Origin of the sequence: uncultured Thiohalocapsa sp. (assembly GCF_913063425.1) — a bacterium.
Lineage (GTDB): Bacteria > Pseudomonadota > Gammaproteobacteria > Chromatiales > Chromatiaceae > Thiohalocapsa.
The window spans coordinates 80,198-104,139 of sequence record NZ_CAJXYK010000002.1 but is presented as its reverse complement, the minus strand read 5'-3'; the positions used below and the strand labels follow the sequence as shown (position 1 = coordinate 104,139).

Below are 23,942 nucleotides of genomic sequence, written 5' to 3'. Positions count from 1 at the left end.
AATAATTGTCGCTTGCAATCGACTGCCCCTTGCATCGCTGCGGGGCACCGGTGGCCGGGGTTTATGTGCCGGCGGCGGACTGAAGTCCGATGTCCCCGGGAGGCCGACTGAAGTCGGCGTACCCGGGAGGGCGACTGAGCTCGGCGTACCTGGGCCGGCCTTGTGCTTTGCGCAGGCGGGCGCCATCACGGCGAAGGCGCCTGCTGCGGGCGTCGGCGCCGGCCGCGGACTTGAAACCCGCGCCGTGTGCATCGACTCTGCCGCCGCCTGGAGCGCCCTGCGGCTCCGGGACCCGAGATTCCCTGCGACCTGCGCCTTGAATACGTGCAAACGCACAATACAATAACCGAGTAATCTACTCAGAAATCGGAGCGAGCCATGAGTGCAACACCCGACGACGTCCTTCCCGGCGACGCCAAGACGGCAGCGCAGACCTCCACCAAGGCCGCGGAGGCCGAGGCGGAGTACGGCCATCTGGTCAGATCGGAGTACGAGCACGGCTTCGTCACCGAGATCGAGTCCGACACCCTGCCGCCGGGCCTGGACGAGTCCGTCATCGCAACCATCTCCCAGCGCAAGGGCGAGCCGCAGTGGATGCTCGACTGGCGCCTGGCGGCGTACCACAAGTGGCTGGAGATGCCGACGCCGAAGTGGGCGGCGGTGCACTACCCGCCCATCGACTATCAGTCCATTTCCTACTTTTCGGCGCCCAAGAAGAAGGAGCTGAAGAGCCTGGACGAGGTGGACCCGGTGCTGCTGGAGACCTACGAGAAGCTCGGCATCCCCATCGAGGAGCAGAAGGCGCTCGCCGGTGTCGCCGTGGATGCCGTCTTCGACAGCGTGTCCGTGGCCACCACCTTCCGTGAGAAGCTCTCGGAGGCGGGCGTTATTTTCTGCTCCATCTCCGAGGCGGTGCAGGAGTACCCGGAGCTGGTGCAGAAGTATCTCGGCAGCGTCGTGCCGCCCACGGACAACTTCTACACCGGGCTGAACTCCGCGGTGTTCACCGACGGCACCTTCGTCTACGTGCCCAAGAACACCCGCTGCCCCATGGAGCTCAGCACCTACTTCCGCATCAACGAGGCCAAGACGGGCCAGTTCGAGCGTACGCTCATCGTCGCCGACGAGGGCAGCTATGTGAGCTACCTGGAGGGCTGCACGGCGCCGCAGCGCGATGAAAACCAGCTGCACGCAGCGGTGGTGGAGCTGATCGCGCTGGACAACGCCGAGATCAAGTACTCCACGGTGCAGAACTGGTACCCGGGGGACGAGGAGGGTCGCGGCGGCATCTACAACTTCGTTACCAAGCGTGGTGACTGCCGCGGCGACAACTCCAAGATCAGCTGGACGCAGGTGGAGACGGGCTCCGCCATCACCTGGAAGTATCCGAGCTGCATCCTGCGCGGCGACAACTCCGTGGGCGAGTTCTACTCGGTGGCCGTCACCAAGGGCAAGCAGCAGGCGGACACGGGCACCAAGATGATCCATCTCGGCAAGAACACCCGCTCCACCATCGTCAGCAAGGGCATCTCGGCCCAGCACGGCATTCAGTCCTACCGCGGGCTGGTGCGCATCGCCGGCAAGGCCGAGGGGGCGCGCAACCACACTCAGTGCGACTCCCTGCTGATCGGCGACAAGTGCGCCGCCAACACCTTCCCGTATATCGAGGTGAAGAACCCGACGGCGAAGATGGAGCACGAGGCCACCACGTCGAAGATCAGCGACGACCAGCTCTTCTACTGCCGCTCCCGCGGTCTGTCGGAGGAGGACGCCGTGTCCATGATCGTGAACGGCTTCTGCAAGGAGGTCTTCAACGAGCTGCCCATGGAGTTTGCCGTGGAGGCGCAGAAGCTCTTGAGCATCAGCCTTGAGGGTGCCGTGGGCTGAGCCGCCCGCCCGCGGGGGAACGACAACCGCGCGCGCGGATACCGCGCGCGATTTCAACACACGAGCGAGCTGCAGCCGGCCCACCGCCCCGCATACGGGCGCGACGGATGCCGCCAGCCGACGGAGTCAATCATGCTGTCTGTGAAAGGCCTGAAGGCCACGGTCGACGACAAGGAGATCCTGCGGGGTCTCGATCTGGAAGTGGGCGCCGGCGAGGTGCACGCCATCATGGGGCCGAACGGCTCCGGCAAGAGCACGCTCGCACACGTGCTCTCGGGGCGCGAGGGCTATGAGGTCACCGGCGGCAGCGTGACCTTCGAGGGGCGCGAGCTGCTGGAGCTCGACCCCGAGGAGCGCGCCTGTCTGGGGCTGTTCCTGGCCTTCCAGTACCCGGTGGAGCTGCCGGGCGTGAACAACACCTACTTCCTGAAGGCCGCGCTCAACGCCAAGCGCAAATACCACGGCGAAGAGGAGCTGGACGCGGTCTCCTTCATGCGCCTGATGAAAGAGAAGCTGAAGGTGCTGCACCTGGACGATTCCCTGCTGAAGCGTCCCGTCAACGTCGGCTTCTCCGGCGGTGAGAAGAAGCGCAACGAGATCTTCCAGATGGCGCTGCTGGAGCCCAAGCTCGCCATCCTCGACGAGACCGACTCGGGCCTCGACATCGACGCGCTGCGGGTGGTGGCCAATGGTGTCAACTCCCTGCGCAGCCCTGAGCGCTCCATGCTCGTGGTGACCCATTACCAGCGCCTGCTCGACTACATCGAGCCGGACTATGTCCATGTGCTCGCCAAGGGTCGCATCATCCGCTCCGGCGGCAAGGAGCTGGCACTGGAGCTGGAAGAGAAGGGCTACGGCTGGATCGTCGACGAGGCCGCGGCATGAGCGCGCAGGCACTCAAGACCGAGACCCCGGCCACGGCGGGCGTGGAGCCGGCTCCCTTCGACAGCTGGCTGCCGCAGGCGGCCGCCGGCGAGCCGGACTGGCTCGCCGCCGCCCGCGCCGCCGCCGCGGCGCGTGTGCACACGCAGGGCGCGCCCACCAGCAAGTCCGAGGGCTGGCGCTACACTGGCCTGCGCACACTGCTGGAGCAGGGGTTCACGCCGGTGGACGAGCCGCCGTTGGGCGAACCCATGTCGGCACTGCTGCCCGAAGACATCGAGGACGTGCTGGTGCCGGGGCTCGACGCCCACCGTGTGGTCATGGTCAACGGCCGCTTCGCGCCGCAGCTCTCGGACCTGAGCGGGCTGCCGGCCGGCGTGCGCATGAACGGCCTGCGGGCGAGCCTGGCCGCGGATCCCACGGCGCTCGCCGAGCGCGTCAATGCCGTTGCCGGCGACGGCGCGCATGTCTTTGCGTCGCTGAACACCGCCGGCATGGACGACGGCCTGGTGCTGCACGCGGGGCGGGGCGCGGTGCTGGAGAAGCCGGTGGAGCTGCTGCACCTCTCCGTCGGCATGGACGAGCCGAGGGTGGCCCAGCCGCGGCACCTGATCCGCCTCGACGACGGCGCGCAGGTGACGCTCATCGAGCGCTGGGCGAGCCTCGGCGATGCCCTCTACTGCAACAACGCCGTGCTGGAGATCGACCTCGGCCGGGATGCGCTGCTGAAGCATCGCCGCATCCAGCTGGAGAGCCCGAGCGCCTTCCACATCGCCGGCGTCTACCTGCGCCAGGGCGCCAACAGCCGGTACGACGGCATCAACGTCGGCATCGGTGGGCGCTGGGCACGCACCGACCTGGTGACCCGCTTCAGCGGCGAGCATGCGGAATGCGACCTCCAGGGGCTCTACCTCGCCGGCGACAAGCAGCTGCTGGACTATCACCTGGACGTGCACCACGGGCTGCCCCGCTGCACCAGCCGCGAGAACTTCAAGGGCATCGTCCACGGCAAGGGCAAGGCGGTGTTCGACGGACTCGTGTACGTCGCCAAGGACGCCCAGCACACGGACGCCGAGATGTCGAACCGCAATCTGCTGCTGTCACAGAACGCGGAAGTGGACACCAAGCCGCAGCTCGAGATCTATGCCGACGATGTGAAATGCAGCCACGGCACCACCGTGGGGCAGATCGAGCCTGAAATGCTCTTCTACCTGCGCTCGCGCGGCATTCCGGAGGGGCTTGCGCGGCGCATGCTCTGCATCGGCTTCGCCGGCGAGATGATCGACGCGCTCGGCAACGAGGCCCTGGCGGGCCATGTGGCCGACGCCGTCGGTCGGCGCCTGGAGGCAGCAACGCTCTGAGTCGGCCCGGTGCCAAGCCCGGTGCCGGATGCGATAACCCGTAGCGGGCCCGACCGCGCCGCGTCAGTGCGGCCCGGCGCCAGTGGCCCGAAAGGCCGTAACGGTGGGTAAGCCAATGAACAGACTTGCGCGTTTCGCCGGCTTCGGTGCCGGCCATCAAGAGGGCGTTGATCGCGACGAGACCGAAGCCGACGCGGCCACCGCCGCGCCGGCGGATGCCGCCCCGGACGCTGCCCCAGATGCTGCGTCCGCTGCCGCAGCACCCCACGGCGAGGCCCTGCGGGAGCCCATCGTCGCGGCGCTGCGCAAGGTCCACGACCCGGAGATCCCGGTCAACATCTACGACCTGGGGCTCATCTACAAGATCGACATCGCCGACAGCGGGGACATCGCCATCGACATGACCCTGACCGCCCCGGCATGCCCGGTTGCCGGCATGATGCCGGTGATGGTCAAGGACGCGGTGAAGACCGTGGACGGCGTGGGCGAGGTCGAGGTGGAGCTGGTCTGGGATCCGCCGTGGAGCCCCGACACCATGTCCGACGAGGCCAAGCTCCAGCTCGGCATGCTGTAGGCGTCGGCATCTCGTAAGGCGCACGGCCCGGCCCCGGCCCGCTGCGGCCGCCGGCCCCAAGGCGCCCGGGGTTGTCGGCTGCCCTGCGCTTTCGGCAGCGGCGCCCCGCCCCCGCATTCTCATCCGCCCGCGGCGGCGTCCGGTGCAGACGGCCGGCGAAAGACGCCGCCGCGGCGCCCCCCAGCCCCGCCGCCGCCGTCTCCGGCTGCGACCCGGAGTGCGGCCGTCCGGCGCCGTACTCGACCCCCATCGGCCGCGCGACCGGTTGTCCCGGACTGTCCGCGCGCATTGAATCCGTGCTCGCCCCAGCGCATCCTCAGGTGCTGAGACGCTGCGGATGCGGCCATCCCGGCGTTGAAACACCGTTTTTCACCGGCTGACAAGCGCCGCTGGTCGCATGCAGGAGCCCTGTGCTCGGTCCGGGTTCCGACGCCACTGAAGTGATGCTAGCGTTGGCGCGGCGTACAGCGGCATCCGGGCCCGGTCCGCGGCGTCACGAACGCTGTTCGCTGCGGTTGGCCCCTCCGGCGGTGGTGCGATGCGGCTGACGCCGCCGGCGTGGGTCGCGCAACCTGCCGGGCAGCGACGCCGCGGTCTCTGGCATGGTCTTCAGAAGCTGGGGTGCCCTGATGTTGAATGCGCAGCGCGAGAGCAGCCACGGCGGCCTCACGGCGCCGACGGACTTGCCCGGCGCCACCGTCCGCGCTGCCGGTCCGGCGCTGGTGGTGGTGGTGGACGACCAAAGTGCCGGTCGCCGGATTCTGGAGCACGTGATCCACGGCGTCGACGCCAGCATCGATGTCCGCTGCTTTGCCGACGCCGCGGCGGCGCTCGCGACGCTGGATGCGCAGACACCGGATCTGATCGTCACCGACTACCTGATGCCCGGCATGGATGGTCTGGCCTTCATTCGCCGCGTCCGATCGCTGCCGGCGTGCCGTGACGTCCCGGTCATCGTGGTGACGGTGGTGGACGACCGCCAGGTGCGCTACGACGCCCTGGAAGCGGGCGCCACGGACTTCCTGAGCCGCCCCATCGACGAGTACGAGTGCCGGGTGCGCTGCCGTAACCTGCTGACGCTGCGCCGCTCGCACCAGGAGCTCAGGCGTCGCGGCGAGCAACTGGCGCGTCTGTCCAGCCAGCTGAGTCTCACCGAGCAGCGCGAGCGCCAGCGGCTCGCCAAGGTCATTCATGACGATCTCCAGCAGCTGTTGGTGGGTGCCTCCTTCAGCGTGCAGCGGGTCGGTCGCCGACTGCCCCAGGCCCCGGACATGGCCAAGCTGCGCGAGGCCCTGGCGGCGGCCTCGGATCTGCTGCGGCAGGCCACCGAGGTCGCCCGCCGCCTGGTGGGGGACCTGAGCCCGCCGATCCTGCACGAGGCCGGTCTCGCCGAGGCGCTGGAGTGGCTCGCGCGCCGCATGCGGCAACGCTACGGGCTGGAGGTGGAGCTGGCGCTGGATCCATCGCCACCGGCCCTGTCCCAGGATGTCCGCAGCGTGCTCTTCGAAGCGGCGCGGGAGGCCCTGTTCAACGTCGTCAAGCATGCCGGCACCGAGCGCGTCCGGCTCAGCCTGGCAACGGGCGCAGATGGACTGGTGCGGCTGGCGGTGGCCGATCAGGGGGTCGGCTTCGATGTCTCGGCACATCCCGGCGACGGCGACGGTGACGGCGGATTCGGGCTGTTCTCCATCCGCGAGCGCCTGCACCTGCTGGGCGGGGCCTTCGACATCAGGAGCCGCCCCGGCGCCGGCACCCGGGTGGAAGTGACGGCGCCGCTCGCGACGGCCAAAAGCCCGGCGGCGGACAGCATGCCCGGCGCCGCCGCGTCTGCGGCCGATTCTGTTGCTGCGGGCGCCGGCGCAGCGCCGCAGGTTGCGGTGCGGATTCTGTTGGTGGACGACCATGCGATGATGCGGCGGGCGTTGTCTTCCATGCTTGCAGGCGAGCCCGGACTCAGCATCAGTGGTGAGGCTGCCGACGGGCTCGACGCCATTGCCGCGGTGGAGCAGACACAACCGGACCTGGTGCTGATGGACCTGACCATGCCGCGCCTGGACGGCCTGGAGGCGACCCGCCGCATCAAGCAGCGCTGGCCGCGCGTGCGCGTGATCGGCCTGTCCATGCACGAGGAGGCGGACCGCGCCCAGGCCATGCTGGAGGCGGGCGCGGCGGCCTATGTCTGCAAGAACGGCGACGTGACACAGCTCCTTGAGACCATCCACCGCGTCAGCGCCGGGGCGAGCGCCGCATCCCCGGACTGAGCGCTGGCCGAAGCGGCGCACCGGCCTGCTGCGATGTGCGGAACGCCACCTTGCCGCTGGTCCTCGCCGACTTGCCGCTGGTTCGCGGGAGCGGGCAGGGCCCGACGGATGAGGCAGCCGCGCATGCGTTAAGCTCGACGCATCATCACTCGGCATGGGGTTGCCGGCGGGCTCCACGGCAACATCGATGAAGGTCATGGTGCGCAACGGCGAACGAGATGCTCCCGCGCGGGCGGCGGCCGACAGCGGCCGGCAGCGCTTTCTTGGCGCCTGGCTGCGCGGCCGGCGTGGCGGGGAACGGCGCGGCGACAGCGAGCGCGAGCAGGCCATCATCCGCCTGGTGCTCGGCGGCATCGTCGTGCTCTACATGGTCACCGCCGGCAGCGAGGGCGCGGATGCGCAGTCGGTGGCGACCGTGCGCTGGGTGGGCGGGCTCTTTTTGCTCGCGGCGGCGGTGCTGCTGCTCGCCGCGCTCCGCGGCCTGGGGCCCGCCTATGTGCGCCGCAGCTTCGGTATCCTGCTGGATCTGTCCGGCACCTCGCTGATGATGGCCGTGTCGGGCGAGTCCGGGGCGCCGCTGCTCGGGATCTACCTCTGGGTCATCGTCGGCAACGGCTTCCGCTACGACACCCGCTATCTGGCGCTCGCCACGGCGCTCAGCGTTATCGGTTTCTCCCTGGCGGCGCTCAGCTCGCCGTACTGGCATGCACACCCTTTCTTTGCCCTGAGCTACCTGCTGGTGCTGCTGATCATCCCGTCCTATGTGGCGGCACTGCTCGGCAAGCTGCACCGTGCCGTCCGCCAGGCGGAGGCGGCGAGCTCGGCGAAGAGCCGCTTCCTCGCCAAGATGAGCCACGAGCTCAGGACGCCGCTCAACGGCGTCATCGGCGTCAGCGACCTGCTGCTGGACGCGGACCTGCGCGGGCAGGAGCGCGAGCTTGTGCGCACCATCCATGCTTCCGGTCGCACCCTGCTCGGCATCATCGACAACATCCTGGATTTCTCGAAGATCGAGGCGGGGCGTATCAACATTGCGCCGGCGCAGCTGGACCTGCGGCGGTTGGTGTCGGAGACGGTGGCCATGTTCGGCGCCGAGGCCAGGCGCAAGGGCATCGCCCTCGACACCCACCTGGACCCGCGGTTGCCGCCGGCGGTGCGCGGCGACCCGTTGCACATCCGCCAGGTGTTGATGAACCTGCTCGGCAATGCTGTGAAGTTCACGGAGTCGGGCGGCGTGACCGTGCGCGTCCTGTGTGCAGACGACGATGCGGCATCGTCCAGCCTCGACGTGCGCTTCGAGGTGGAGGACACGGGCATCGGCATCGCGATTGCGGACCAGCCGCACATCTTCGAGAGCTTTCGCCAGGCCAACCCGGGGACGGCGCGGCGCTACGGCGGCACCGGGCTCGGCACCGCCATAGCCCGGGAGCTGGTGCGGCTGATGGACGGGCGCATCGGCTTTCGCAGCAGCGCCGGGGAGGGCTCGCTGTTCTGGTTCGAGCTGCCGCTGGCGCGCGTGCCGCTCGCAGCGGTGGCGGGCGCTGCGGATTCGGCCGAGGCCCCTGATGACCCAGCGGCAGCGGCAATGGACGCGCGCGGATCGGCCGCGGCCGGCGCCGCCGAGAACATCCTGTCACTCACCGACCATCATCGCCGCCAGGCTCCGGGGCGCGGCCTCAAGGTGCTCGTCGCCGAGGACAACGATGCCAACCGGCGCGTGCTGCGCGCTGTGCTGGAGCGCGCCGGGCACCGTCTCGTCATGGTGGAAGACGGGGAGGCGGCACTGGATGTGCTGGAGGCGCAGGGTGGCAGCCTCGACCTGCTGGTGCTGGATAAGAACATGCCCGGGCGCTGTGGCCTCGAGGTGTTTCGCGCCCAGCGCTTCATGTACCCGCAGGACCCGATCCCGACCATCATCCTGTCCGCCGACGCGACGGATGCGGCGCTGGCTGAAGCCCGCGACGCGGGGGTCGATGCCTATCTCACCAAACCGGTGGAGGGCCGCCGGCTGCTCGACAGCATTGCCCGGGTGGCGCGGGCGGCGGCCGGGGATGGCGGAGCTGACAGCACGGGGGCGCACGCGGCGATGAGTGCGGAGCCGAACCGGTCGGAGCCGCCGCAGGGCAGCGCCGTCGGCGGCGACGAGCCCCTGCTGGACCCGCACAAGCTCGCGTCACTGCGCGGCCTGGATGCCGGCAGCGGCTTTTTCGAGCAGCTGGTGTCGGGCTTCCGGGAGGATGCCGAGCGCGCCGTGGACGGTGTTGCCGAGGCCCTGCGCGACGCGGACTACCCGGCCCTGCGCCGCGCCCTGCACGCCCTGGAAGGCAGCGCCGTGGAGCTCGGCGCGCGGCGGCTGGTGGGCGCCGCGCGCCGGCTGCGGAGCCTGCGCCCGTTCGAGCTGGACTCCGCGCAGGCGCGGCGACTGCTGGGGGAGCTGCGGGAGATCCTCGCCACCACGCTGCAAGCGCTCGGGCAGCCGCAGCCCGAGGCCCCGGCGCACCGCCAGCCCTGAGCGGGGCTCGGCTGCGGCTGCCGACGCGGCGCGCGGCCCGCGGCCCGCGGCCCGCGGCGGGCAGCCTTGCACCGGGCTCAGGCCGCGGCGGCCGTGAGCGCCGTCTGCCGCGACACCAGGCGCTGCATCATGCGCAGATCCCGCGGGTCGAGCCGCAGCGCCGTATCCACCCAGATCTCCACGATGTCCCGAAGCTCCGCGTAGGACACCGGGTCCAGCCGGTCGCGCACCTGGCGCAGGGCGCGATAGCCGTTGCGGGCCCGATCCTCGCGGCGCACGTAGTCGTACACCGCGAGCTCGCCGTCGCCCGGCTCCGCCAGGACATCCACCAGCCCCATGTCGTGCAGGGCCCCGGCATCGTAGAGGTCGCCGCTCAGGATGATCCGCTCTGCGCGCTTCGCGTCCAGTCGCCGCGACAGGAAGCTGTAGGCCCCCATGCCGGGGAAGAGATTGAACAGGATCTCCGGAAAGCCCATCCGCGTGCCGTGCTCGGCGATGAGCACGTCGCTGGACAGGGCGGCCTCGAAGCCGCCCCCCAGGGCGCTCCCCTGCACCAGCGAGATGGTCGTCACCGGCGCGTCGAAGCCGCGCAGGTTCGCATGCAGCGCGTCGATGCACTGCTTGCCGTAGGCGCGCAGTCCCGCGCGGTCGCGCGTCCGGATCAGCCGGTGGAACAGGTCCAGGTCGCCGCCGAGGTTGTAGGTGCCGCGTACGGCGGAGGCGATGACGTGATAGCGCACGCCGAGCCGCTCGGCATGCTGGTGCAGGTACTCGAACCAGTGGTTCAGCTCTGCCAGCAGTGCGGTGCTGAAGCAGGGCCGGGCGGATGGCTGCATCCAGCACCAGGCGATGCCGCGCCGCTCCTCCAGGTGCAGCCTGAGCTCACGATAGCTGGGAAGGGCCTGGTCGCGGGGGGCGATGGTCGTTACTGCGGGCATGGCGGGCTCCGGTTCGGCGAAGAGTGTGGAAAGGCTGGCGTCGGTGGCCGTTTTGGTGCGTTCGCCCGGCCATGCGGGCGGGATGGCCGCAGCGTGCAGATCCGGCCCCGGGCGGGGTCAGCAGCGCTTTGGCGGCGTGCGAGCTGTGTCAATGCCGCTCTGAGCAACGCGACCGCGGGGTAGTCATGGCGTCATCCCGGAGCTGCACACGAGTGCCGCCCTGTCATGCAACCGTGCAAACGCCTGTGCCATGCTAGGCAGATTCACTTTTATAAAAATCAGGGGAAAGACTATTCACAGATAAGTGAAATAATGTAACCAGGTGCGTGTGGGAATGTGGCGTGCGGCTGCAAAGCCGCGCTGCGGCCAAGCTGCGCGGACACTGCGATGTCGCCCCGGGTACCCGTCGCAGCAGACGCGCCGACGGGCGCAGGAAGACCTGGCGGATTGCTTTGGAAGGGGGGCGCGGGCGCGCCGCAGCCGAGGCGCTGCGGACGGCGGCTGGGCTCAGCGGTAGAAGCCGATGTCAGCGATGCAGAGGTCGGCGCGCATCTCCCGGCCGATGGCGACGATGCCGAGGCGCGTCAGCCGCGTGGTGTCGAGCGCCGGCACCAGGCGGTGCGGGGTGAAGCTCGCGAAGGGGAGCCGGATCTCGGTCCAGGTGTCCAGGGCGCGGAAGGCGGCGCGATAGGACTGCCAGGGCATGGTGGTGGCGGCGGTCTTGAGATGGAGGTTGTAAATCTCGCCGTTGCCGCGCACGCTGAGCCGCACACCCGTGAAGGCGCTCGCGTCCAGCCGCCCTTCCGGCGACAGCGCCAGGTTGATCTGCACGAAGCCGCCGTTGTTGGCGAGGCTCACATCGCCGGTCATGCAGAGCGCCCGCCGCCCGCCCAGCTCGCGCCGCTGCATGCGCGCCGTGGAGACGCCGCCCATGACCTGATCCGTCACCAGCCGCCAGGTGGTGCCGAGGCGGGACGGACCCGTGTCGCTGCGGAAGTCGTCGATGAGGCCGTCGGGTGTGGCGCCCGCGGTGGAGACTATGGTCATGGCAAGGATCGGCAGGGCCCAGCGCATGCCGCCAGTGTGCATGCGCCGCGAGCGGTTGTCATCCGCCTGGTCGTGTTGACTTCGGCGCCGCTGCAACGATCTCCGGGCACAACCGACACCGCCGCAGCGGCGGTCGGACCATTCGCGACCTCAAGACCATCTCAGGAGCTGCCCATGTACGGCTTTTCCACGCGCGTCGACGCCGGTTTCGACGAGACCATCACCCGGGTCACCGAGGCCCTGAAGGCCGAGGGCTTCGGCGTGCTGAGCGACATCGACGTCGCCGCCACCCTCAAGGCCAAGCTCGACGTCGAGCATCGGCCCTATCGCATCCTCGGTGCCTGCAACCCGCAGTTCGCGCACCAGGCGCTGACGGCGGAGCCCGACATCGGCCTGCTGCTGCCCTGCAACGTCGTGGTGCGTCAGGAGGAGGATGGGGGCACGTCCGTGCTGTTCATGGACCCGGCGGCGGTGCTGGACCTCGTGGACAACCCCCAGGTGCCCGAGCTTGCGGCGCAGGTGCGCGAGCGCCTGGATCGGGTGGCGTCTGCACTGTCGGCTTGAGCGGCGGAGATTACGCGCAGCGCTTCCGCGGGCCGGCGCGTGGTGGATGCGCTTCGCTTATCCGCCCTGCGAGCACTCGGGCTGCCCGGCCTTTTGTCGAAGCCAGGCGGTGAGCTGTGCCCGGTCCATCAGCCGGCCGGGGCCGTCCGGTGCGGTGCTGCGGTACGCGGGCAGGTTCATGCCGCGGCCGATGGCGGGCCAGGGCGGCGGCGGCTCGAGCCAGTCGCCCGCCGGTGTGCGCATGTGGCTGCGGTCGCTCGCGAAGTCCCGGCGGTAGTCCGCCGCGGGGACGACCCGAAACAGCGGTGCCAGATCCGCGGGCAGCGCGTGCGCAACAGGGAAGCTGCCGCGAAGCCAGTCCAGGGCCGGCACCGGCAGGCCGAGGCGCGTGTCGAGATCCCAGATGCGCCCCGCCGCGTCCAGTACCACGACGTGATAGTCCCACCAGCACAGCGCCCCCGGCGGCGCCGCGCGCTGCGCGGCCACCGGACAGGCGCCGCGGCGGTTGAGGATGAACACGACCTGCCGCGGGCCCGCGCCCAGGGCGGGCTCCGCGCAGAGCCACCAGGCATTCTCCTCGCAGTAGAAGGGTTGATAGCGAAACGCACCCTGCTCGGGGGCTCGCTCGGGGTCCGGCTGGGAGGGGTGCGTCGCGGTCACGGCTGCAAGGGTCTGTGCTCGTGAAGGTGCTGGTGGCCGACGCGCGGTGCAGAGGCGTCCATGTGCCGCCCGCATGCGGTGGCTCGTATCGTTGAGGCTTGGGAAAGGGCAGCGGCGTTTGAATCCGCTGGGCCTGCGGTTACACTCTGGTGCCTTTCCACCCGCGGAAATCAGTCGAGGTCCCACCGTGGTCGCGCCCAAGCCCAATTTTCGCCGCATCGAGCGGCTGCCGCCTTATGTCTTCAACATCGTCAACGAGTTGAAGGCCGCGGCCCGGGCCCGGGGTGAGGATATCATCGACTTCGGCATGGGGAACCCGGACCAGCCGACGCCGCAGCACATTGTCGACAAGCTCATCGAGGCCGCCGGCCGCCGCGACACGCATCGCTACTCCGTCTCCCGCGGGATTCCGCGCCTGCGCCGCGCCATCACGCGCTGGTACGCGGACCGCTACGACGTGGAGCTGGACCCGGCCACGGAGGCCATCGTCACCATCGGCTCCAAGGAGGGCCTCGCGCATCTGGCGCTGGCCACCATGAGTGCCGGGGACACGGTACTGGTGCCGAACCCGGCGTACCCCATCCATCCCTACGGCTTCATCATCGCCGGTGCCGATGTCCGTCACGTGCGCCTGACACCGGACGTGGATTTCTTCCAGGAGCTTCAGGATGCCATCCAGAGCTCCTGGCCGCGGCCGAAGATGCTGGTGCTCAACTTCCCGGGCAACCCCACCACCACCTGCGTGGAGCTGGATTTCTTCGAGCGCGTGGTGGACATCGCCCGCGAGCACGGCATCTGGGTGGTGCACGACCTGGCGTATGCGGACATCGTCTTCGACGGCTACACCGCGCCGTCCATTCTTCAGGTGCCGGGGGCCAAGGAGCTGGCGGTGGAGTTTTTCTCCATGTCCAAGAGCTACAACATGCCGGGCTGGCGCATCGGCTTCATGTGCGGCAACCCGGACCTGGTCGCGGCGCTGGCGCGCATCAAGAGCTATCTGGACTACGGCACCTTCACGCCCATCCAGGTGGCGGCCATCCATGCGCTGGAGAGCTCCCAACAGTGCGTTGCAGACATTCGCGCCATGTATCAGCGCCGGCGCGACTGCCTGTGCGACGGCCTGAACGACGCCGGTTGGGCGGTGCACAAGCCCCGTGCCACCATGTTCGTCTGGGCGCGCATTCCGGAGCAGTACCGGCACATGGGCTCGCTGGAGTTCTCCAAGAAGCTGTTGCGCGACGCCAAGGTGGCGGTGTCGCCGGGGGTCGGCTTCGGCGACTACGGCGACGACCATGTGCGCTTCAGCCTGATCGAGAACGAGCACCGCACCCGCCAGGCGGTGCGCGGCATCAAGCAGATGTTCCGCGAGGACGCGCGCGCCGCGGGCGGCGAGGAGCCCGCGGACGGCGCCGGCGCCGAGCGGGCGGCCTCCCAGCCCGCCTGAGGGTGCATCCTGACACCCCCGGGGCATACGAACGATACGAGGGCAAACGATGGAACCGGTGAACATCGGACTTCTGGGCCTCGGCACCGTCGGCGGCGGCACCGTCACGGTGCTGACCCGCAACGCCGCCGAGATCGCCCGCCGCGCCGGGCGCGGCATCCGCATCGCCCATGCGGCGGCGCGCAGCTACGACCCGGAGCGCATCCAGGGCCTCAATGAGATCGGGCGCATCGGCGACGACGCCTTCGCCGTGGTGGACGACCCGGACGTGGACATCATCGTAGAGCTCATCGGTGGTTATGAGCCGGCACGGGAGCTGGTCCTCAAGGCCATCGCCAACGGCAAGCACGTGGTCACCGCCAACAAGGCCCTCATCGCCCTGCACGGCAACGAGATCTTCGCGGCGGCGCAGGAGCGCGGCGTCACGGTGGCCTTCGAGGCGGCGGTGGCCGGCGGCATTCCCATCATCAAGGCCCTGCGCGAGGGGCTCGCCGCGAACCACATCGAGTGGATCGCGGGCATCATCAACGGCACCGGCAACTTCATCCTGACGGAGATGCGGGACAAGGGCCGGGACTTCGCCGACGTGCTCGCCGAGGCGCAGGCGCTCGGCTATGCGGAGTCCGACCCGACCTTCGATGTGGAAGGCATCGACGCCGCGCACAAACTGACCATCCTGGGCTCGCTGGCCTTCGGCATCCCGCTTCAGTTCGACAAGACCTTCACCGAGGGTATCAGCGGCATCCAGGCCCAGGACGTGGCCTACGCCGGCGAGCTGGGCTACCGCATCAAGCACTTAGGCATCGCCCGGCGGGCGTCCAACGGCATCGAGCTGCGCGTGCACCCGACGCTCATCCCGCATCGGCGGCTCATCGCCAACGTGGACGGCGTCATGAACGCGGTGCTGGTGAAGGGCGACGCCGTTGGGCCGACCCTGTATTACGGCGCCGGCGCCGGCGCACTGCCCACGGCCTCAGCCGTGGTGGCCGATGTGGTGGACGTGGTGCGCGTGCTCACCACCGACCCCACCAACCGCGTGCCGCACCTCGCCTTCCAGCCGACGGAGCTCGCGGATACGCCGGTGCTGCCCATGGACGACGTGGAGACGGCCTACTATCTGCGGCTGACGGCACTGGACCGCCCCGGGGTCATGGCCGGTATCGCCGGCATCCTGGGCGAGGAGGGCATCAGCATCGAGGCCATCAAGCAGAAGGAGCCCGCCGCCGGCGAGACGCATGTCCCGCTCATCATGCTCACCCACCGGGTGCAGGAAGCGCACATGAACCGGGCGCTTGCCCGCATCGAGGCCCTTGATGCGGTGCAGGGCGACACGGTGCGCATCCGCATGGAGACGCTGGCGGGCTGAGGGCCATGCAGCTGGACGGACGTTCCCGCGCCAAGCGGGGGCGCTCCGCCGGCGAAAACAAACGTCGCCGTACCGTTCGGGGAGTGCCTGGTCTACTCGAAGTCCCGTCTTGGACTCATCCGAACAAGCTGCTCTGCACCGGCCGCCGCGGCGTCGGCCGGTAGCGAACCGGGCGGGTGGTCTTTTCGATCACGCCCTCGTCCACCAGGCGGGACAGCCACTGCTTGGCTTGTGCTTTGGACACCTGAAGCTCTGCGGCGATCTCGCTCTCGGTCTTCGGCGCGGAGATGTCCGCGATCAGTCTGCGGACGGTTGAGAACAGCTCCTCGGCTGCGGCTGGTGCGCTGGCGGGGTCCCGGCGCGAGGCGTCGTTCGGGTTAAAGTGCGACGGAGCAGCGGCTGAGTCGCTTCTGGGGGCGGTGGCGAGCACGGGCGACGCTGGTTGGGGCATTGCGGGCTCAGGAGGATGGTCCAGGAGCTCTTGCAGCTCGGCGGCCGTGCCTGGCTCCGGCCAGCTGAGCGCACCCTTCTGCCGCAGGGCCGCCAATCCTTCGCTGCCGTCGTCGGCGCTGCGTGCGTACAGTGGGACGCAGCGAAGCTTGTCCAACTGCTCGACGGCGCCGGCCCAGGTGCTGCCCTTTTGGGAGTCCGTGTTGACGACGAGGGCGGCATCGGCGAGGGCGTAGATGAGCTTGTTGCGCTGCATGGCATTGCCGACATTGAAACCGGCTGCCGGATCGTAGGGCGAAATGAGCACCAGGCGCTGATCCAGAATCAGATCGCGGTGCTCGCGCTGCACCGCGGCGCGCTCCAGGTCTGCGGCGACGACGCCGATGCAGCGACCGCCGGAGGACAGGGCACCGTTCATTGCGGCTTGATCGATGCCACGGGCGGCCCCCGATACGATCGGGCGGCCAGCCTCCGCCGCGAGTCGGCCGATCGCTGCCGTGTAGTGCAGCAGCGCGTCGTCGACGTGGCGGGAGCCGACCACCGCCAGGCCGCCCGCGTCCAGCAGCCCGCTGTCGCCGCAGCCGTAGAGGATGGGCGGTGCGGCGTCCTTGAGCCGCGCCTTCAGCCGCCGCGGGTAGTGCGGGTCGGCCCGGCTGACCACCCAGATCGCCCGGGCCTGCCAGCGCTCGATGGCCTGGCTGAGCTGAAAGCCGCGGCCGAGCAGCGCGCGCAGCGCCTCCTCGTCCACCTTCGGTGCCAGTGCCTCGGCAGCGGCCCTGAGTATGCTCTCCGACGCGGGGTCGATGAGGTCCGCCGGCGCCCGCTCGTGCTCGCGCAGATGCTGCGAGAGCTTGCGGTACTGCGCCGGTGTCAGCGGTGCGACGCCACCGCGCTCGCGGCCGATGATCAGCGGCGCGGTCAGCAGGAGGATGGCCTGGGTGTTCGGTGATAGCTCGGGCATCAATCGTGTCCAGTCAACGCGAGGGCCAGCGGCAGCACCGGCCCGCTGCCGTGGGTGCGCAGCAGCCATGCGGCGACGGTCAGGGTCCAGCGGGAGTCCACCATGTCGTCCACAAGCAGCACGGGACCCGCCCGCACTGATCCCGAGACAGACAGCGCACCGTCGAGGTTCCGGGCCTGCTGAGCGCTGTTCGCCATTGTTTTCTGTTCCGGGCGCTGCTCGCTGAGCGTGAGGACGTGGGCAAACGGCAGCTGCAACGCCGTTGCCAGGCGTTCAGCGAAGCTCGGCACCATCTGTGCTTGCTCCGTGCGCCGCACCGCGGTCAGCCGCTCGGCTCGCTCCCAAAACCCGTTGCCGAGCCGTGCCGCCGTGAGCTGCCACTTTGCGCCCTGTTTCACGATGGGTGCCGGTGATTCGAGCGCAAGCAGCGAGACTGTTTTCTCGATGCGACCGCTGCTCAGGTTGACTTCGCCCTCCAGCTCGCGAAGCGATAGGCCGCTGGGGTGCCGTTCCAACGCGTCCAGCACCATGCGCACCTCCGCTTTGCCGGGAAAGGCGCTATCGATGAAGAAGCCCGTGATGTCAGTGTCCTCGTCGCCGGCGAGCAGGACGCCGTAGGCGCCCGCCAGTGCCCGGCCGGCCCGGCCGACCTGCTGGTAGTAATGCACCACCGAGGCCGGCGCCTGGAAGTGGATGACGAAGGCCAGGTCCGGCTTGTCGAAGCCCATACCCAGCGCCGTGGTGGCGATCAGGGCCTTCACGCGATTCGCCAACAGGGCTTGTTCCAGCTCGGGCCGTGCCTCGCCGCTCTCTCCGGTGTAGGCAGCAACAGCGATGCCTTGTGTCCGCAGCCAGGCGGATATCCGGTTCGCGTCTCTGACGGTCAGAGCGTAGACGATACCGCTGCCGGCCAGCCGCGGCAGTTGCTCGGCCAGCCACGCGAGGCGCTCCGCCTGACTGCCAAGACGGATGGTTTGCAGCGCCAGTGACGGGCGGTTCAGATCGCCGCGCTGCACGGCCAACCTGGGACCGAGTACGTTGCGCAAGTCCGCCATGACCCGATTGTTGGCAGTGGCGGTGGTGGCAAGCAGCCGTAGATTGCCGGGGAGCGTGTCTGCAATGCGCTCGATCAGGCGATACTCGGGCACGAAGTCGTGGCCCCAATCCGAGATGCAGTGGGCCTCGTCGATGACCAGCAAGGAGATGCGCGCTGCGATGTCGGACAGCACCTCGGCCACGAAGCGGGCGTTGGCGAGCCGCTTGGGATGAACAAGCAGCACGTCGACGCTGCCCGACTTCAGATCGTGCTCGATGCTGGTCCAGGCGTCCCTGTTGTCGGAATGGATGGTTGCGGCCTTGAGCCCCATGCGCTCGGCGGCCGCAACCTGGTTGCGCATCAAGGCAAGCAAGGGTGAGATGAGCAGTGCCGGCCCCAGACCCGCGTCGCGCAGGAGCTTGATCGCGATGAGATAGATGAAGCTCTTACCCCAGCCGGTCTTTTGTACGACCAGCACCCGGGGACCACCGGCGATCACCTGGCGAATCGCGTCTTCCTGCCCGGGTCTGAGCTCCGCGGTTGGCCGTTCGGTGCCGAGTCGCAGCAGTTCCAAGGCGCGCTTGGCGTCGTACTCCATTGTCCGTTCTCCCCCGCGCTTGATGGGGCACCTTGTTGTCGATCAGGTCGCGTCGCCGACCGGCGCATTGGTGCTGCGCGCTTCGCTGTCCAGCAGCATCACGGGCAGCGGGAATTGCGCCGGCCCGGCGCGCAGGCGCATCTCCCGCAGCCAGCCGGGTACGGCCCGGTTCCAGCCCAGGCGCAGCAGGTTGGCGTCGGTGGCGCGGACCAGGTCCTGCGCTCGCTCGTCCTGGTGCAGCAGCACCAGCAGGTTGAGCGGGCGGTTGTGGATACGATGCAGGCGCAACAACGTCTCCAGCAGGCGGCAGAGGTCGCGGAACGCGGGCTGATCCATCTCCTGCGCCGGGTCGTCCATGGCCAGCAGGGCGTAACGGAACCGCCCGCTGGTCAGGTGGCGCTGGAGAAACCAGGCCAGGCCGAGCGTGTGCGCTTCGGCCTCGTTCAGCAGGTGTCGCGCGTAGCGCTCCTGCATGCGCACGCTGATGCGGTGCTTGCGCCGCGTTGCCTCGGACTGCAGCTTCGGCAGGCTCGGAAGTTGCCAGCGGGCGGGCGTCAAGGCCATGGTCAGCTCGAACCAGACCCGGCCGATGGTCTCCGGCAGGTGCTCTTGCAGGGCCTGCGACAGGGTTTGCTGGACCGCCTTGTGTACCGCCTCCCAGGCGGCGGGCTCGGCGAGGGCGTGACGAATCTTGGCGAGCTCATCGGTGATTTGCCCCAAGACGCGCTGCGCCCGATCATCGCCGGGAGTGTCCTGCACATTGGGAGGTAACGGCACGCCAATCAGCCGGCGGGCATTCGCCAGCAAGCTGCGGCGGCGCTCCGGGTCGCGCAGGACTCCGGCGATCTCGTCTTCGCGCGGCGTCACGATGGCCAAGCCCTCGGCGATCCTGAGCTGCTGGTCCGTATCGAGCGGGCAGGGGGCGGCGCCGAGCTTGACCATTTCGGCATCCAGGGTCTTCAGCCGCTTCGAATGCTCGGCGTACTGACGGCGGGCGATCTGGAGGGCCTCCGCCGCGGACTGTTTCATTGTCGCAAGACGCCCGTGGATATCCTGCCCGTACTGCGCCTGCACGTCGGTGCCGCAGGTGGGGCAGTCGCCGGCATGATCCGCGTGCCAATGCTGGGCCAGGAAGCGCTCGACGGCGTCCAGATGATCCAGGTGGGCACGGATGCCTTCGCCGTGCCGGCGCACGCTGGTCAACGCGGCTTGCAGGCGCGCGCGTTCTTCCGCACCGGCCACCGCGGTGCCTGTCGGGGCGGCGGTTGTCTGCTGCTCCAGCCACCGACCCCAGCGCTCGGCCTGGTCCAGAAGCTCCGTGCTCAGCTGCTCCGATTGATCGGCGAGGGTGCGCAGCATGTCGCCGGTGCGCCGCAGCAGTTGGTCATGCTCGTGGATCAGCGCGATGATCGCGTCTGCGCCGGCAGCGGTATCACCCGCGAGCGCGCTGTTGGCGACGTGGGCGGCGGTCTGCTGAAGATGCTGCGGCCACGCTGCCCAGCGGGTGTTGATGTCCGCGATCTCTGCTGCCGCGGTCGGTTGCCCGGCCATTGGGCTGGCGATGGGGTCGGCCAGGCCTTCCCCTAGCAGCGCCGCGAGCCAGCCGACCTGTGGCTGCGGCGCCCCGAGCACCTGGCTCAGCATGCCCAGGGCGATCTTCGTCGCCGCGGTGTCGGGCTTGGTGATCTGGGTCGACAGCTGCCAGTGCTTGAGCAACTGGTTCTTGCGTCCACGCGCCTCGTCGAGTCGCTCCTGAACGTGGTCGAGCAGGTCCTGTGCGAGGTCGGAGTGGGCACCCATCGCCAGCGCGCCGAGCTCGTCGCCGGGCATTTGGACGAAACCGCGCGCCTGGTCCTGCCCGAGGAGGGTGCCGTCGAAGTGCTGCAGCCGACGCCGGGCTTCCGTTGCATCGGCCGCCAGCTTCAGCGCACGGCTGTCCCCGGAGGTTTCCAGCAGTGTGCGCGGTGAATCCGTACCCTCCCAACGGGACAGGTACTGATCGACGTAGTGCTTGGTGGAGCGCCTTGTGGCAATGTCCTGGTCGTCCAGGTAGGCAATGCACCGCCGCGATGCGCCGCTCAGGGCCAATGACAGGGCCTCGAAGAGGTTGCTCTTGCCAGTACCGTTCGGCCCATGTACGACGGTTGCGGTCTGACCGGGTGCGAAGGGCAGCTCCAGCGCGGCAATGTTGCGGAGGTTCGAGATGGTCAGCCGTCGCACCGCGGTGGGTCCGGGAACGGGCGGCACCGAGGTATTCTGGCTCGCCTCTGCGGCGGCTCCCTCTGCGCCTGCCGCCGGCGCACGCTTGATGGCTTCCATCCGGGCATGCAGCCACTCCATCAGCTCCGCCGCCACGCGCGCAGACCCCGGGTTGGTCTCTGGAATGGTAAAGCGCGCCAGCCGGGTCACCAAAGCTTCACGCGCGCGCTCATCGGCGCTGGCCCAGCGGGTCACGTCGCTCGCCTGGCGTCGGAACAGCGCGCGGGTCGCCAGCAGCAGCCGCGGGAAGCGATGCCGGTTGCAGCCCTCGCGCCAGCGCGCCTGCAGATCACCGCCGCCATGTCGACCGCCCGCCTCGATGTAGTCAATCGGGATTTCTTCGACGTGAGCCGTCTCGTTCCGGATCTCGGCGGCCTGCTCCAACCAGGCATCCCGTTGCTCGGCCTCAACCAGCCAGTGCAGCGCCAGGTGCCACGGACCACGCTCGTCGAACTGCGCCGCGCGGCCAGCGGCTTCCGGGACCAGTCGCGAGCGTACTGCCAGCGCGCGGCCCAACTGCTCCCCGCACCCGCTGAGCCCGATCCGGCGCTGCCCGCTGAAGCTGCGCCCGTCGGTGCAGTCGCCTCCACATGGCACGACGACCGCCTCCACCGCCTGCGCGGTTGCCTGACTGAAGCGCCCGGCCGGCACTCCCACGCTGGAGCGTGGAACGAGAGTGGCTGCGGTGACGTTGTGTCGTTGCGGTGTTGCGCGAGGGGCTGCGCGCCAGACCCTCGCCGGAGCGCTGTCTCTTGATGCCGCGGCAGGCGTCTTCGATCACGGCGCATCCAAGGGCCTGATTTTCGCGGCATCATCGCTGCTGGCGGCGTTTTCCCGCAAACTGCTGCCCCACGCCTCGCTGAGCCACGCCACGCCAAGGCCACACCGATTCCGATGCCGACACGTCCTCTGCTCGTCCTCGCCTCCGGCATCTTTGCGCTGGTGCTGACCATGGGCGTCGCCCGCTTTGCCTACACACCCATGCTCGCGTACATGCAGACGCAGACGGGCATGGGCGATGCCCTGGCGGGCTGGCTCGCGGGCTGGAACTACCTGGGCTACCTGTCCGGCGTGCTGCTGGTGAGCCGGCTCAGGGACCTGATGCTGAAGGACCGCCTGTATCGCATCGGCCTGGTGCTGGCTGTGGTTACGACGGCGATGATGGCGCTGGCCGAGTCGCCCGTGCTCTGGGGTGCGAGCCGCTATCTGGCGGGGCTGAGCACCGCTGCCGGGCTGATGCTCGGCTCCGGGCTGATCCTGAACTGGCTCCTGCGCCACGGCCATCGCGCCGAGCTGGGACTGCACTTCAGCGGGCTCGGGCTCGGCATCGTCCTGGGCGCGCTGCTGGTGGAGCTGGCCGCGCCCGTGCTGGACTGGCGGGGGCAGTGGTGGCTGCTGACCGGCGCCGGCGCGCTGCTGCTGGTGCCGGCCTGGCGCTGGCTGCCGCGGCCGGACATCGGGCCACCACTCGCGCCGCATCAGGTCGACACGGGCAACGAGCCCGGACCGCTGTGGCTCTGGCTGTTGCAAGGGGCCTACCTGTGCGCGGGCTTCGGCTACGCCATCAACGCCACCTTCACGGTGCTGATCACCGAGCAGCAGCCGGCGCTGTCGGGGCAGGGCGGGCTCATGTGGCTGCTGGTGGGGCTGGCCGCGGCGCCGGCGCCGATCCTCTGGGACCGGGTCGCACGGCGCCTGGGCTATCTGCCGACGCTCGGCATCGCCTACGTGCTGCAGATCATCGGCATCCTGCTGCCGGTGCTGAGCGGGTCGCCGGCCGCGGCCATCGCCAGTTCCCTGCTGTTCGGTGTCACCTTCATCGGCATCGTCTCGCTGGTGCTGACCATGGTCGGGCTGCGCTACCCGGCGCATCCGGCGCAGATCATGGCGCGGCTGACGCTGGGCTACGGCATCGCGCAGATCGTCGCCCCCGTGGTCGCCGGCGAGCTCGCCGAGCGCACCGGCACCTTCGACGACTCGCTCATCATGGTGGCGGCGATCATGGCTGTCGGGCTGGCCTCGCTCCTGGCCATGGGGATGCTCGGCGACGGGCGCCGACGGGCTTGAGGAGGCGCCCCTCTTGCCCGCGCCCCTGCCGCAACGCCTTGCCCCAAGTCCCCAATCAGCATCCAAGCCAGCTTGGAATGCACCCCCGGCGGAGAGTATGCAGGGCGCGGTGGACGCCGCCGCCGGTGCCTGCATCCGTTTCGACGGCGACGAGCTGATCGTGACGCCGAAGCGCTCCAAGCGGAAGATCCGCCCGGGTCGCAAGCGCAGCTTCGGCTTCTGCGCTGATGGTCTTGACAACCTGGAGCTCCTGGATGCAACGCTGCGGGAGGAGCACGCGTTCCGCGTTCGGTCCTGGCCCTCTGCGCGGGTACTCCGTCAGGCCCGGCTTGACGGAGTACGCGACCCCAGAAAGCACAGAGTCTTGCAATCAAGCGGCCTCAAGCGCCGACCGAGGTCGGAACGCAGCGGTCGGCGTACCAGCTCGGAACGCAGCGTTGCGATCACTTCACCAGTACCAGGGCCGATACCAGGGGTCGCGATACCAGGGATAAGGGCCCAAGCCGGGCCAGGGCGGGCCGAGCCATGGGTCCGGATACCAGGGCCAGTCGGCCGCCGCGGTGGGCTCGGGCCACAGGTGCTTGGCTGTGGCCGCCACCACCGGATACCGATAGGGATACTCGCCGACGGCGCGGGTCTCCACGCCCGCGAGCACGCCCGTGACCGTCAGTTGCCGGCCCTCAGGGTACTGAGCCGGGTCGAGAAAGCCATTGAAGCGGGCAATGAAGCGCCCAGCGGCTGCATCCGCAGTCGGCGCGTCCGGCTCGGGCCTGCCGGCAGCGTCCAGCGCTCGAGCGAGGATCTCCACGTCAGTCTCCGTCGCGGTGTTTCGCACCGCCAGAATGGTCCCGCCCCAGCGCACGGTGCTGCCCAGGTGGCGCTCCGGTGCGGCGCGCGCGTCGCCCGGCGTGAGCGCCGCCGCCGGCGTGCGCAGGTTCTGGGGCATCTGCGCCGCGCAGCCGGCCAGGGCCAGCAGGGCGGCCATGACCAACCCCTGCCTGCAGGATCCAAGCACGGCAGCGCAGCAACCGGGGCTGGTCGTCGGTGACCTGGGGCGCGCGGTGCTCGCCACAGT

At 69.4% G+C, this 23,942-nt stretch carries 17 protein-coding genes; 10 read left to right on the top strand and 7 right to left on the bottom strand.

Annotation, left to right across the window (positions count from 1 at the left end; all coding sequences use genetic code 11):
- The first annotated feature begins 378 nt into the window (after positions 1-378).
- From sufB to QZ607_RS01375, 6 genes are all read left to right on the top strand, one after another.
- A complete protein-coding gene (gene sufB / locus QZ607_RS01400) occupies positions 379-1,887 on the top strand; it encodes a Fe-S cluster assembly protein SufB (RefSeq protein WP_295878776.1) in 1,509 nt (502 codons plus the stop codon).
- Positions 1,888-2,019: 132 nt separating this feature from the next.
- The gene (gene sufC, locus QZ607_RS01395; RefSeq protein ID WP_295878774.1) at positions 2,020-2,772 is read left to right on the top strand and encodes a Fe-S cluster assembly ATPase SufC; all 753 of its coding nucleotides are present in this window, start codon (positions 2,020-2,022) and stop codon (positions 2,770-2,772) included.
- On the top strand, positions 2,769-4,130 hold the full coding sequence (gene sufD / locus QZ607_RS01390) for a Fe-S cluster assembly protein SufD (RefSeq protein ID WP_295878771.1): 1,362 nt from the start codon (positions 2,769-2,771) through the stop codon (positions 4,128-4,130). The genes sufC and sufD overlap by 4 nt, the downstream gene beginning before the upstream one ends.
- Positions 4,131-4,245: 115 nt before the next feature.
- Positions 4,246-4,704, top strand: coding sequence for an SUF system Fe-S cluster assembly protein (locus tag QZ607_RS01385; RefSeq protein WP_295878770.1), 459 nt, complete (start codon positions 4,246-4,248; stop codon positions 4,702-4,704).
- Between the two features lie 602 nt (positions 4,705-5,306).
- Positions 5,307-6,965, top strand: coding sequence for a response regulator (locus QZ607_RS01380; protein ID WP_295878766.1), 1,659 nt, complete (start codon positions 5,307-5,309; stop codon positions 6,963-6,965).
- A 187-nt stretch (positions 6,966-7,152) separates the two neighbouring features.
- Positions 7,153-9,477, top strand: a complete 2,325-nt coding sequence (locus QZ607_RS01375; protein WP_295878764.1) for an ATP-binding protein — start codon at positions 7,153-7,155, stop codon at positions 9,475-9,477.
- Between the two features lie 77 nt (positions 9,478-9,554).
- On the opposite strand, the gene QZ607_RS01370 is transcribed toward QZ607_RS01375, so the two are convergent.
- Both QZ607_RS01370 and QZ607_RS01365 read right to left on the bottom strand, forming a co-directional pair.
- Positions 9,555-10,415 carry a crotonase/enoyl-CoA hydratase family protein gene (locus tag QZ607_RS01370; RefSeq protein ID WP_295878761.1) on the bottom strand — a complete coding sequence of 287 codons (861 nt, stop codon included), beginning with the start codon at positions 10,413-10,415 and terminating at the stop codon, positions 9,555-9,557.
- 507 nt (positions 10,416-10,922) lie between these two features.
- Positions 10,923-11,462 carry a CIA30 family protein gene (locus QZ607_RS01365; protein ID WP_295878759.1) on the bottom strand — a complete coding sequence of 180 codons (540 nt, stop codon included), beginning with the start codon at positions 11,460-11,462 and terminating at the stop codon, positions 10,923-10,925.
- A 174-nt stretch (positions 11,463-11,636) separates the two neighbouring features.
- Between QZ607_RS01365 and QZ607_RS01360 the strand changes: the two genes are divergently transcribed.
- A complete protein-coding gene (locus QZ607_RS01360; RefSeq protein ID WP_295878757.1) occupies positions 11,637-12,026 on the top strand; it encodes a DUF302 domain-containing protein in 390 nt (129 codons plus the stop codon).
- A 57-nt stretch (positions 12,027-12,083) separates the two neighbouring features.
- On the opposite strand, the gene QZ607_RS01355 is transcribed toward QZ607_RS01360, so the two are convergent.
- On the bottom strand, positions 12,084-12,686 hold the full coding sequence (locus tag QZ607_RS01355) for a hypothetical protein (RefSeq protein WP_295878755.1): 603 nt from the start codon (positions 12,684-12,686) through the stop codon (positions 12,084-12,086).
- 187 nt (positions 12,687-12,873) lie between these two features.
- On the opposite strand from QZ607_RS01355, the gene alaC reads away from it, so the two are divergent.
- Together alaC and QZ607_RS01345 are read left to right on the top strand one after the other, a co-directional pair.
- Complete coding sequence (gene alaC, locus QZ607_RS01350; protein ID WP_295878754.1) at positions 12,874-14,130, top strand: alanine transaminase; 1,257 nt, start codon at positions 12,874-12,876, stop codon at positions 14,128-14,130.
- Positions 14,131-14,179: 49 nt separating this feature from the next.
- Positions 14,180-15,496, top strand: a complete 1,317-nt coding sequence (locus QZ607_RS01345) for a homoserine dehydrogenase (RefSeq protein WP_295878751.1) — start codon at positions 14,180-14,182, stop codon at positions 15,494-15,496.
- 115 nt (positions 15,497-15,611) lie between these two features.
- Here the strand turns inward: QZ607_RS01345 and QZ607_RS01340 are convergent, their stop codons facing one another.
- From QZ607_RS01340 to QZ607_RS01330, 3 genes are read right to left on the bottom strand one after another with little or no spacing between them, the layout of a single operon-like run.
- Entirely contained in the window at positions 15,612-16,907 is a 1,296-nt protein-coding gene (locus QZ607_RS01340; protein WP_295878750.1) for a DNA-processing protein DprA, read from the bottom strand.
- Positions 16,907-18,541 carry a DEAD/DEAH box helicase gene (locus tag QZ607_RS01335; protein WP_295878748.1) on the bottom strand — a complete coding sequence of 545 codons (1,635 nt, stop codon included), beginning with the start codon at positions 18,539-18,541 and terminating at the stop codon, positions 16,907-16,909. Before QZ607_RS01335 ends, QZ607_RS01340 begins: the two co-directional genes overlap by 1 nt.
- A gap of 42 nt (positions 18,542-18,583) precedes the next feature.
- Complete coding sequence (locus QZ607_RS01330) at positions 18,584-21,397, bottom strand: ATP-binding protein (RefSeq protein ID WP_295878746.1); 2,814 nt, start codon at positions 21,395-21,397, stop codon at positions 18,584-18,586.
- Between the two features lie 297 nt (positions 21,398-21,694).
- Here QZ607_RS01330 and QZ607_RS01325 point away from each other — a divergent pair, with 297 nt between their 5' ends.
- Complete coding sequence (locus tag QZ607_RS01325) at positions 21,695-22,867, top strand: YbfB/YjiJ family MFS transporter (RefSeq protein ID WP_295878743.1); 1,173 nt, start codon at positions 21,695-21,697, stop codon at positions 22,865-22,867.
- 448 nt (positions 22,868-23,315) lie between these two features.
- Here the strand turns inward: QZ607_RS01325 and QZ607_RS01320 are convergent, their stop codons facing one another.
- Positions 23,316-23,852 carry a Slp family lipoprotein gene (locus QZ607_RS01320; protein WP_295878741.1) on the bottom strand — a complete coding sequence of 179 codons (537 nt, stop codon included), beginning with the start codon at positions 23,850-23,852 and terminating at the stop codon, positions 23,316-23,318.
- Positions 23,853-23,942 lie beyond the last annotated feature (90 nt).